Raw genomic sequence first — 11,985 nt, forward strand, 5'->3', positions numbered from 1 at the left:
GCAGGCCACTCATGAAAAAGTGTTCAAAGCAACGGCAAAGGAAACACTCGCAAATACCTTTTATGCCATGGGGGGCGCAAAACTCCCTGTTCAAAATAAAAAGTGGCAGAATTTTAAGGTTCTCTTAGGCCATGAAGACCGTCTTGTTGGATTGACTTCCATGCTCGATTTATTAGTGGAGTTGGGGATTGGCTCGCGACAGATGCGTGTAGTCTTAGGGGATCATTATTTCTTTTCGGTTGGGCATCACAGCCGTTCTTTGCATCAGGAAAGCCGTGAAATTGCGCTGGAAGAAATTTGCGATATGGTCCAAGCCTGCCGAAGATAGAAACCCTTTGTTATTGATTTAGCGAACCCAGCAGCTAAACTAACGCTTCCAGATTCTCACGTTTGAAGGGTAATGATTTTTCTTGTGGTCTTGATGTCAATGATATAAATTTCCATGGGGAGTGCCTATTGTTTGTCACCATAATTGGGTGTACAATGCCTTGCTGATTTTAAATAGTAAACCCAATTAGGCAGAGAATATTGATGCAGACAACATTATCGACACTTCAAATAGAAATTCGTAAAAACTTAAAGCACAATCTTATCGTGAATCTGCTGGATGGCGGCTTCTTTGGCTTTGGCATTGGCTTTGCCTCCTTCATTACCATCATCCCTCTATTTGTCAGCCAGATGACCGATTCCGCCATCCTGATTGGGTTGATTCCCGCGATCCACAGCGTCGGCTGGCAATTGCCCCAATTGCTGGCAGCAAGTTGGGTCTCCAGAATGAAGCGCTATAAACCGGCCGTTCTGATGATGACCATCCATGAGCGGATCCCATTTTTCGGATTGGCAGCTGTCTCATGGTTCTTCCTCGGAAAAAATAACTCGCTGGCCCTAACCCTGACCTTCATCCTGCTGATCTGGCAAGGATTAGGTGGTGGGCTGGCTGCTAATCCCTGGCAGAGTATGATGGCCAAAATAATTCCAGCCAGACACCAAGGTTCGTTTTTCGGGGGGCAGGCTGCTCTGGCGAACCTTGCAGCCAGTATTTCAGCCATCCTGGCAGGAATTGTCTTGAGCAAACTGAAATCCCCCCAAGATTTCACCTGGCTTTTTCTCCTGGGAGGTATCTCGCTGATCATCTCTCTGGGAATAATCGCACTAACGCGTGAGCCAGAGGATACGCAAAAGGTCAATCATCAGAAGAAAGACCCTTTCTGGCTCGGCACACGCACCATCTGGCGCCGGGATGTGAACTTCCGCGGTTTCATGTTCAGCCGTGTGCTGATGCAATTCGCTACCATGGGATATGCCTTCTATATCGTCTACTGCACTCGCTATCTGGATATGGATGTATTCACCGCAGGCGTACTGACCAGTGTGTTAATGATCAGTCAGATCGTAGCCAATCCGGTGATGGGTTGGTTTGGCGACCGCCTGGGACATCACACCATGCTCAAGATTGGAATAATTGCATCCGTGATTAGTGGGGTGCTGGCATGGTGGGCTACATCTCTGATATGGTTCTATCCCGTCATGATCCTGGCCGGTATTTCCATTGTGGCAGTCTGGACGACCAGCCTGACTATGAGTGTGCAATTCGGAACCGAAGCCCACCGTCCGACTTATATTGGTATGGCCAACACAATGCTCGCTCCAGCAACTTTGCTGGCGCCCATATTCGGTGGCTGGCTGGCTGATGCCGTCTCGTACCAGACCACATTCCTGGCTTCGGCTGGATTTGGAATAATTACGCTAATTGCCTTGCAGATCTTTGTCAAAAATCCTCTGGTGATCGAAAAATAAAGAGGGGTGATCCCTCCTTTAAAAGAAGAAGCAACACAGGCCATTGGTTCTCTGAAAGAAGCACTTCTCACACAGCCAACCACCTTCGAGAATTTCACCTTGAAAGGTGACCCTCAGCGGATCGAATTGCCACCTGGGCCGTTGGCTGTCACTTTTTGCCAAACGCCAATAGTTTATCAGAACGGAGTAAAATCCGGTTTCCAAGTCACTATTCATATGACTATATAAAAGAGCATCTGGGAACTCCGTTGGATTATGAAACCAGCCTGCATATCTTCAAGCGTGATGGGGAGTTACTAAATTAGCAAATGGTGAGAAAACTGTTGATGAGCAATTTGAGTATGTCAGTAAATATTATGGTTTTTCTTAGCCTATACTGTATGTAGATTATTAAAAGGGAGGGGGATGTGCAACCCTTTGCGGATTGGAAAATTCAGACATTTTTTTGCGAGATAGGTTATTGACAAAGTTTATAATTATTGTATAATTTAATTAGTTGGTTGCTCCAACATACTAACCCTTATGTCATCAAAAAATTCAGCTGATCAAGCCCTGATTCGTGAACTAAATCTTTCACTAGTGCTTCAACAGATCCATAATGATGCACCTGTTTCGCGTGCACAGATCGCACAAATTACTGGTTTGAATAAATCTACAGTCTCAAGTTTGGTGGAATCTCTCATAGATCGGAACCTGATCCACGAAACAGGAATAAAAACTGTAGGAACGGGACGTCCAGCTACTTTATTGGAAATCAACCCCAGGGCTGGTGGGATCATTGGTGTTGAATTGGGGATAGATTTTGTTGCTGTCGCATTGACTGACTTCGCAGGAAATATTTTGTGGAAACAAAGAGAGAATGCCAATCCAACAGATGCCCAGGAAAAGACACTTGCTCAGACATTGGAATTAATTAACAGGGCTGTTGTTGTTTGCAAAAAGCAGGATCTTTTCCTTTTTGGTCTTGGGGTTGCGACACCCGGAACTGTGGATCTGAACGAAGGAATTCTTGTCTTTGCCCCAAACCTGCAATGGAGAAATGTACCTCTGAAGGAAATTATTTCCAGTCATACTGGTATTCAGGCTTATATTGAAAACGATGCTAACGCTGCAGCGGTTGCAGAGCATTTATTTGGTGCAGCCCGGCAAAGTCAAAATTTTATCTTTGTTTTCGCTGGTGTGGGCATCGGCGGCGGGCTCTTTCTCAACGGAGAATTACACCGGGGAAATAATGGCTATGCCGGGGAGCTTGGTCATTCCCCGATTATGATTGAACCATTCCTCTCATCTTGTCATTGCGGGAATCAAGGCTGTTGGGAAACATATGCCAATCAGTATTCCATCATAAAGCGAGTTCAGGCTCGCCTGGAAGTTAATCGAAATAGTATTATTCCTGGCCTATTGAAAGAAGAAAATATCCCATTATCCATATCCATTATTAAACAGGCGGCTGACGATGGTGATCCTGTGGCTATCGAAGCTCTCTCTGAAACTGGTGTTGCCATTGGTCTTGGTATTGCAAACTTAATTAATATTTTCAACCCAGAAAAAATTATTTTTGGAGGGCCTCTTAGCATCGTTGGGGAATATCTTTTGCCTTCGATCAAGGACACTGCCTTAAAACATTCACTTCCTGAAATAAACCCAAACGTTGAGATTCTTCTCTCCGGTTTTGCAAAAAATGCGAGCTTGATTGGCGCAGTAAGTATCGTTGTGGATGACATTCTTCAAAGCCCTACAATTATTGATCGGCCAGTACAACAATGAATTCTATTGAAAGAACCCTGCTTACCCTTGAAGGGAAATTACCAGATCGTGTCCCCGTTGATCTGCATAATTTTCTGGTAACAGCCCGTTTAATGAATGTTGGGTCTTATGCTGATTATTTTCGCGATGGTGAGGCAATGGCTGAAGGTCAGATCATGGCATGGAAGCGTTTTGGCCATGATGTACTGATCATTGAAAATGGAACCGCTGCGCTGGCTGGAGCATTAGGGGTTGAGGTGCGTTTTCAATCTGACTCTGCCCCGGTTGCAACGACACCGGTTTTAAAAAGTCTTGATGAAGTTGATAAATTAAAATTGCCCGACCCTTATAAAGATCCGATTTTGAGCGAATTACTAAAGGCAACCCGAATTGTTGTCGATCAAATTGGAGATCAGGCTTTTGTTATTGGCAGGGCGGATCAGGGACCATTCAGCCTGGCCTGTGAACTGCGCGGAATGGGCGATTTTTTGCTTGACCTTGCTAAGAACAAGCAGCCCGAAAAAATTGAGCAGCTATTGGATTTCTGTCGGCAGGTTTGCCACCGTTTTGCTGTTGCCCAAATTGAACAAGGTGCACACGCAACATCAATCGGAGACTCATCTTCTGGGCCGGATGTGATTTCTCCAACATATTATCGAAAATTTGCTTATCCATATGTCAAACGCCTGTTGGATGATCTGAAATCACAAAATATTCTCCTCGCATACCATATTTGTGGAAACTCAACATCCATTATTGACGATATGGTTAGCACAGGCGCAGCAATTCTTGAAATTGATCAAAAAGCGGATATGACCAAAGCAAAATTTGCTGCAAATGGGCGAACGACCTTGTTAGGCCCCATTGATCCAAGTGGCATTATGGCGCACGCAACTCCTGACGCAGTTGCAGAAAAGTGTCGCGAAGCACTCGATATTCTCGCCCCTGGCGGCGGATTTATTTTAGGCCCCGGATGCGCTTTACCCGCTTTTACTCCTGATGACAATATTTTTGCAATGATTGAAACTGCTAAGGAATATGGACATTATACAATTTAAGAGTAGATACTGATGGTCAATTTAAGATGTTGCAAAACCTGGATATTGTATATTGACAATCACATTTGTAATTGCTAGAATGTACATAAATGTACACTGATAAAACATTTAGATAATTTTCACAATTACATTTCGATAAGATTTGAATCACTTATGAGCATTCAACCGCTTTCTGATTATGATTTACTCCCAATCTACATTCGTGTGGCGGATGATCTGCGGTCAAAATTAGGAACGCCAGGATTTGAAATCGGTTCATATTTACCTGGTGAGCATGAAATAGCCACTCAATATAATCTCAGTCGGGGAACTATCCGACGTGCGCTTGGTATTTTAGAAACTGAAGAATTGCTGAGCAGGCAGCCTGGACGAGGCACCCTTATTCTTCCGCCTTCAGCGCGGGAGCAAGGTACAAGACCCAGGATTGCTATTGTGTGGACAATGGTGCGGTGGATGGGAATGGAAATGTTTAGCGCACTTGAGGATCATCTCTCCTCGGCAAATTGTGACATCCTTTTCAGCTCATCCAAGCACGACCATCAACAGGAACTTGAGATTCTCACAAGCCTGCTTGATTCTGATGTTGATGCAATTGTGTTGTATAGTACCGGGCATCCCGATATCCATCCAATAATTCAACAACTTCAAAATCAAGGAAAACCCGTTATCCTTCTCGACCGATTTGTTCAAGATCAGGCTGAAACGCTTAGTTGGGTAACCTCTGACAACGAGCAGGGCTCATATGAGATTACGTGGCATTTAATTGAATTGGGACATAAGCGCATTGGCATGAGTATTCTTACGCCAGAGCATCAACATGAGCGAATTAGTACGATAATTGAACGTGAGAACGGGTATATAAAAGCAATTAAAGAAGCTGGACTTAAAAGCTTAATTATGAAAGAATGTGGTAATGTTGGTGTTTCCAGCACCGCATATGGTCAGGAACTGATGGATTTCATTATCAAGCATCAACCCACGGCTCTTTTCTTTCATAATGATGTGTCTGCATATCGTATGCACGAGGTACTCATTCAAAATGGAATTCGAGTACCAGAAGATATCTCAATTGCCGGTTTTGACGGGTTAGACCTTTTTGACGATTTATTACCCTTCGATTTTACAACTGTAAAACAGGATTTCGCCAGTCTGGGACTGGAGGCTGGTAAACTAGTATTATCACTTATACAGAACCCTAATCGCCAGTCAAGACAAATCAGACTGCCGGTTAAGCTCCGTGTGGGAAGTACAACGGCTCCTCCGCGGAAGGATGCAGACTCTCGCAAACTACTGCCTCGATTGCTGGAGGCAGACTAATTTATGTACTCATATTTTAAAGGAGGTGAGGCGTATTGATTGGAATATAAAAAAAGTTCATTTCCAATAGTTGAAAGAAGAACGTCAAATAACGAACCATAAATGGAGAATTGAAACATGAAACGTAATTTGTTTTTCCTATTTGTAATACTGATGCTTGTGGTAGCCGCTTGTGGTACCCCAGAAGCAGCACCCGCAGAAGAAGTTGCACCTGCTGAAGAAGCAGCACCCGCAGAAGAAGCTGCACCTGCTGAAGAAGAGACCATGGAATTGATGGAAGTAGCCCGCGAAGATACACTTATCGTTGGGTGGAGCGTTTCCTCTCCCATCGGTGTAACCAACCCGTGGGCAGTTCCCGGCTATACCCACCAGGAAGGCAATGGCTTTATGTGGGAAGGCTTGTCCTACTTCCGCATCTTCGCTGACGTAGAGGCACCCTGGTTGGCCGAAAGCATGGTCTATAACGATGACTTCACCGAGTTGACCATTAGCGTAAATCCGGCAGCAAAATGGAGTGATGGCGTTGCCGTTACCTCTGCTGACGTAGCTTTCACGCTCGAAGGTCAATTGGCAGACGAAACCTTGCCTTACCACGCCGCCTTTGTACAATTTGTAGAATCGATTGAGGTAGTGGATGATCTGACAACGGTTGTCACCTTTAACCAGCCAGCACCTCGTTTTAAATTTGAAGTGTTGACCCTGAAATTCGACACCGGTATTCCGATTGTTCCTGCGCATGTACTTGAACCCCTGGATAACTACAGTGAATATCCTGGTGGCCTGGATATGCCTCACTCTGGTCCTTACACCAATGTTGTCTGGGACCAAACCCAAAAGATTTTTGACCTGCGTGAAGATTGGTGGGCAGTTGAAGCCGGCCTGATCGAAATGCCAGATGTCAAACGCATCGTCATGGTGAACCTCGGCGGTCAGGTTGGGGCAAATATGGAAGCAGTTGCCCAACGCATCGTCAATAACGATATGGACACAGCACTTGACTTCCGCCAGAGCCTGATTGCAAGCACCATTGAGCAAAATCCAATGGTAACTTCGCATACAGGTGACCAGCCTCCTTATGGATACCTGGACTGGTGGCCGAACTCACTGTGGGTCAACACGCTGGTGTCACCCTATGATGAAGCAAACGTGCGCCGCGCTATGAGCCTGGCCATTGATCGCGACAAGATTGATGAGATTGTCTATGATGGTGCACAAGTCACGACCATCTTCCCATTCCCGCTTTACCCCGGTTTGGAGAGCTTTGTTGCCCGTGATGATGTTCAAGCTTTAATCGCGGAATACGAGCCACGCAAATTTGACGTCGATGAAAGCGCCAGCCTCATGGAAGCAGCCGGATTCGCATTGAACGGTGATGGCCTCTGGGAACGCGATGGCGAGACAGTCAATGCCACCATCCACGGTTTCGGCGGAATTCACGGTGACATCGTTCCTGTATTGGAGCAGATGCTGCTGGACGCAGGTTTCGATGCCTCGATCAACTTTGGCGATGATGCCTATCAGCAAATGGCTGACGGTGCTGCTGGAATGTATATGTTCGGTCACGGTGCTAGCTTGGCCGATCCGTATGAAGCACTCAACCTGTTCCACGGCAAATACAGCGATTCAATCGGCACCTCTGCCGGTAACAACCGCTTCTCCCGCTACAGCAATCCAGAGTTTGATGCTATCCTGGATGAAATCGCTCCGCTAGATGCCAATGATCCGGCGTTCCAAGAAGGAGCTGCAAAAGCATTGGGAATCTACTGGGCTGAGCAAATTGATATTCCGATCATCCAGTGGTTGCACCGTATTGCTTATAACCAAACATACTGGACCAACTGGCCCACGGCTGCTAATGTAGGCCCTGGTGTCAACGGTGCCTTCTGGGCGCACACAGGTATGCTCGTTGTGACCGGTTTGGAAAAAGCCGAATAATTAGTACCTAGTTTAGACCGAGAGACCAATTGTCCCAGCGAATGCTGCGTGGCAATTGGTCTCTCAATTAGTCAAGTTTTCAAAGGAGTAATCCTTATGAGTTATAAAAACATATTGCGACGCCTTGTTTTTCTTGTGATGGTTATTTGGGTGGCAGCTACTATTGTTTTTTTTATTCCCCGAATATCTTCACGTAACCCTGTCCGCGAACGCTTTGCTGCTTTGGCCCGCACAGGCGGGTTTTCACCGGGCGATCTGGAAACAATCATTGCTTCTTATAATACAAAATTTGGACTCGACAAACCTTTAATGGAACAGTACACCGATTACTTGGGCAGCCTGGCTCGTTTTGATCTGGGCATTTCGATGAATCAGTTCCCAAAGACTACCAGCGAGTTGATTATGGAAGCGCTGCCCTGGACCATTGGATTGCTCTTCGTTACCACCATTCTGTCATTCATCATTGGTAATCTGCTCGGTGCGATGGCTGCCTGGCCGAAGACTCCCGATTGGTTGCGGAATATAGCGACTTCTTTTGTATTGTTGCAGGGGGTGCCACCCGTTTTGATGGGACTCTTGTTAATATTCTTTATTGGCTTTCGCGCTAATCTTCTCCCGATCAGTGGTGCCCACAGTATTGGGGTTGTGCCAGAATTCACATTGAAGTTCTTGCTGGATGTAGGTAAGCACCAAATTTTGCCAGCATTGGCCTTGATTTTTGGCAGCGTAGGTGGATGGGTCTTGAGTATGCGTGGCATGGGTGTCACCATTCAGGGTGAGGATTACGTCCTCTTTGCTGAACATAAAGGTTTGGGGAATTCGGCTATATTTAAGAATTATTTTCTGCGTAACGCGATGCTCCCCCAGGTGACCGGTTTTGCGCTGGCATTAGGTAATTTGGTTGTCTCAGCCATTGTTGTCGAGGAAATATTTGGTTTACCTGGCTTGGGTACCTTGTTGAGTAAATCTATCAGAGTGAATGACTTCCTGGTAATTTATGGCATTGTATTATTCATTACCATCGCAATTGCCACATTGATGGTACTGGTTGAGCTACTTTATCCGCTGCTGGATCCGCGAATTAGCCTCGAAAATTAGGAGAATTCCCCTATGACAAACATGGCATTTTCTCAAACGCAGGCGCAGTCAAATGACGACCTGCAACCCAGCAGGCTGACACTTATTCTACGTTACCTACGCCGAAATAAGAGCCTGACATTTGGTCTGCTCTTACTCATATTTCTGATCGCCTTTACCACCATTGGCATGCTGACCATCGATCAAGATCGCGCCTATGCCCTGGCCGTCAAATCTAAACAAGCGCCGGGCGCAGAATTTCTGTTCGGTACCGATTTCTTTGGCCGTGATATGCTGGCAGTAATGATCGTGGGCACCTGGCAAACGGCACTCATCGGCGTCCTCGCCGGTGGACTCGGTACGCTGATTGGTGTGATTCTTGGTTTCGTGGCAGCTTATTTTGGCGGTATTGTAGACAAATCTATTATTGGAATCAGCCAAATTCTGGTGCCGATTCCTCCCCTACTAATTCAAATTATTATCGCCGGGACACTCGATAAACGAGATGTCACCATATATACTATGGCCTTTATTGTGGTGATTTTGGCCTGGATGGGCCCGACGCTGGTGATGCGCTCACAGGTGCTGTCGATGAAGGAACGGCAGTATGTTTCTGTGGCTAAACTTTCTGGCGTGGGTGATGTTGGCATTATCTTCATGGAAATATTACCCAATCTATTGCCATTCATTGTGGCCCAATTTGTGACCCAGGTCTTCGCGGCTGTTTTCGCCTCATTCTATTTGGCGGTGCTGGGTCTTGGCCCGGTGCGTGAGCCACTGCTGGGCAATATCATTTGGGCTGCCATGAATCAAGGTGCGTTTTTCAATGGCTGGTGGTGGTGGCCCATATTCCCTGCTGTGGGTTTAGTATTGATCCTCGGCTCCTTGGCGCTGATTAATATGGGGCTGGACGAATTGTCTAATCCTCGTGTGCGTAGGTCGGAGTAAATAAATAATGGAAAAAATATCATGGTAGATATGAAGAGAGATAATAATAAATCAACTGGGGTGAACGATGCTGTCCTCCAGATCAAGGACTTGGATGTTTCCTACTATACTGACGCAGGACGGGCACAGGCCCTGGCTGGTATTAGCCTAAACCTTAAGGCTGGTGAAAAGTTGGGTTTGGTCGGCGAATCCGGGTCTGGCAAAAGCACGATGGCACTGGCGATGATGAATATGATCAAACCCCCCGGACGGATCGAAGGAGGGCAAGTAATTGTCGATGGCACAGATCTGATGGCGCTGTCGGAGGAGGAAATGCTCAAGGCACGCTTGAGTAAGATTTCTTATATTCCCCAGGGGGCCATGAACTCGCTCAACCCGGTGATGCGTATCGGTGATCAAATGCTCGATGCCATCGAAGCGCATGATAGCACTATCTCCAAGAATGATATGAAGGAAAGATCCCGGAGCGCACTGGAGTCAGTAGATCTGGATCATCATGTATTCAGGATGTATCCCCATGAATTGAGCGGCGGTATGAAGCAGCGCGTATGTATCGCTATTGGTATTTTGCTTGAGCCCAAAGTCATCGTGGCTGACGAACCAACCAGCGCATTGGATGTGGTCACCCAGCGTCAGGTAATGGAAACGATTGATAAACTGCGGGTACAGCTTGGGGCAGCCGTGATCTTGATCGGACACGATATGGGATTGATGGCTCAATTTGTGGATAAGGTGGCTGTTCTATATGCTGGTCAAATTATGGAATTGAGCACTGTAACCGAAATGTTTACAGACTCTTTGCATCCTTATGCACAGGCATTAATTAGTAGCCTGCCCAACCTGGACAACAAAGGCGAATTTCAAGGCATTCCCGGTCTTGCGCCGGCACTTCTGCGTTTGCCCAGCGGGTGCTCTTTTCATCCCCGTTGCGAATATGTGATGGATATTTGTCAAACCGACAGACCGCTCCCTGTAGAGATAAATGGCCGAACAGTGGCCTGTCATTTGCATACCAATAAAGAACCAGCAGCATCTCAGGTGATCAAATCATGACAGAACTATTAGAATTCAAGAACGTTACCAAAGTATTTTCAAGTGGCCTGTTGACGAAGACATCAACGACAGCGGTTCGTAACGTTTCCTTCAAGTTGGCCCAGGATGATCCCACCATCATGACAGTGGCAGGTGAAAGCGGTAGCGGCAAGACGACCCTGGCCATGCTTCTGCTAGGATTCATTCCAGCTACCTCAGGGCAGATCTTATATAAAGGAACTGATATTAAAAATTTGAGAGGCGCCGAAAGGATGATCTTCCGGCGTGAGGTGCAGGCAGTTTTTCAAGACCCATTTGCTGTATTCAATCCCTTTTATACGGTGGACCATTTGCTCACAGTGCCTATTAAACGATTTAAGTTGGCTAACTCCAAGAGTGAGGCGCATGAGAAAATGATCGAGGCGCTTACAGCTGTGGGTTTGCATCCGCAGGATATTCTTGGCCGCTTTCCGCACCAACTTTCCGGTGGACAACGCCAACGGATCAATGTGGCGCGCGCCCTTGTGCTAAGACCAAAGGTCTTGGTAGCTGATGAGCCAGTTTCAATGGTGGATGCCTCTTTGCGTGCAAATATCCTGGAATTATTGCAGAGTTTGAAAGAAGATCATGGAGTTTCGATTATCTATATCACGCATGACCTGACCACTGCTTATCACGTGGCTAAATCAATCATGGTAATGTATCGAGGTACCGTGATGGAAGCGGGCAGTGTCGATAGAATTATCAAAAAACCGGAGCATCCTTATACCCGCTTGCTGATCGATTCGATCCCCTGGCCAGATCTAAAACGTCGTTGGGGAGAAACTGATATTAAGGCACGCGAAGCAGCGATCGAAGATATTAGCGAGGGATGCAAATTTTATGGCCGCTGTCCCTTTGCGATGGATAAATGCAAAGTATTTCCTCCATTATTTCAACTCAATGAAGAACAGGCCGCCTCCTGCTATTTATTTGATGAGAATAAGCAAATCGCTTCAGAAAAGTTATCAGAACTCTTACCTGTGTAAATTCTACCTTTCTAAAAAAATATAGATACTACCTGGAGTGCCGACAA

The 11,985-nt window shown here is 46.2% G+C and carries 10 protein-coding genes; all 10 read left to right on the top strand.

Annotated features, from left to right (window positions below):
* Nucleotides 1-328 (top strand): hypothetical protein (locus AC3DOM_RS09885; RefSeq protein WP_487918880.1); only part of this gene is annotated, 328 nt, incomplete at its 5' end.
* Nucleotides 329-531: 203 nt separating this feature from the next.
* On the top strand, nt 532-1,797 hold the full coding sequence (locus AC3DOM_RS09890) for an MFS transporter (protein WP_487918881.1): 1,266 nt from the start codon (nt 532-534) through the stop codon (nt 1,795-1,797).
* A 522-nt stretch (nt 1,798-2,319) separates the two neighbouring features.
* On the top strand, nt 2,320-3,564 hold the full coding sequence (locus AC3DOM_RS09895; protein ID WP_487918882.1) for an ROK family protein: 1,245 nt from the start codon (nt 2,320-2,322) through the stop codon (nt 3,562-3,564).
* The gene (locus AC3DOM_RS09900; RefSeq protein ID WP_487918883.1) at nt 3,561-4,601 is read left to right on the top strand and encodes a uroporphyrinogen decarboxylase family protein; all 1,041 of its coding nucleotides are present in this window, start codon (nt 3,561-3,563) and stop codon (nt 4,599-4,601) included. The genes AC3DOM_RS09895 and AC3DOM_RS09900 overlap by 4 nt, the downstream gene beginning before the upstream one ends.
* A 153-nt stretch (nt 4,602-4,754) precedes the next feature.
* Nucleotides 4,755-5,918, top strand: a complete 1,164-nt coding sequence (locus AC3DOM_RS09905) for a LacI family DNA-binding transcriptional regulator (RefSeq protein WP_487918884.1) — start codon at nt 4,755-4,757, stop codon at nt 5,916-5,918.
* A gap of 153 nt (nt 5,919-6,071) precedes the next feature.
* Nucleotides 6,072-7,853: an ABC transporter substrate-binding protein gene (locus AC3DOM_RS09910; protein WP_487918885.1), complete on the top strand. Its 1,782-nt coding sequence runs from the start codon at nt 6,072-6,074 to the stop codon at nt 7,851-7,853.
* 96 nt (nt 7,854-7,949) lie between these two features.
* Complete coding sequence (locus AC3DOM_RS09915; RefSeq protein WP_487918886.1) at nt 7,950-8,951, top strand: ABC transporter permease; 1,002 nt, start codon at nt 7,950-7,952, stop codon at nt 8,949-8,951.
* 12 nt (nt 8,952-8,963) lie between these two features.
* Complete coding sequence (locus AC3DOM_RS09920; RefSeq protein ID WP_487918887.1) at nt 8,964-9,878, top strand: ABC transporter permease; 915 nt, start codon at nt 8,964-8,966, stop codon at nt 9,876-9,878.
* A 21-nt stretch (nt 9,879-9,899) separates the two neighbouring features.
* Complete coding sequence (locus tag AC3DOM_RS09925; RefSeq protein ID WP_487918888.1) at nt 9,900-10,931, top strand: ABC transporter ATP-binding protein; 1,032 nt, start codon at nt 9,900-9,902, stop codon at nt 10,929-10,931.
* The gene (locus tag AC3DOM_RS09930) at nt 10,928-11,938 is read left to right on the top strand and encodes an ABC transporter ATP-binding protein (protein WP_487918889.1); all 1,011 of its coding nucleotides are present in this window, start codon (nt 10,928-10,930) and stop codon (nt 11,936-11,938) included. The genes AC3DOM_RS09925 and AC3DOM_RS09930 overlap by 4 nt, the downstream gene beginning before the upstream one ends.
* Nucleotides 11,939-11,985: the final 47 nt, after the last annotated feature.

It is taken from the genome of Candidatus Desulfolinea nitratireducens (genome assembly GCF_982879505.1).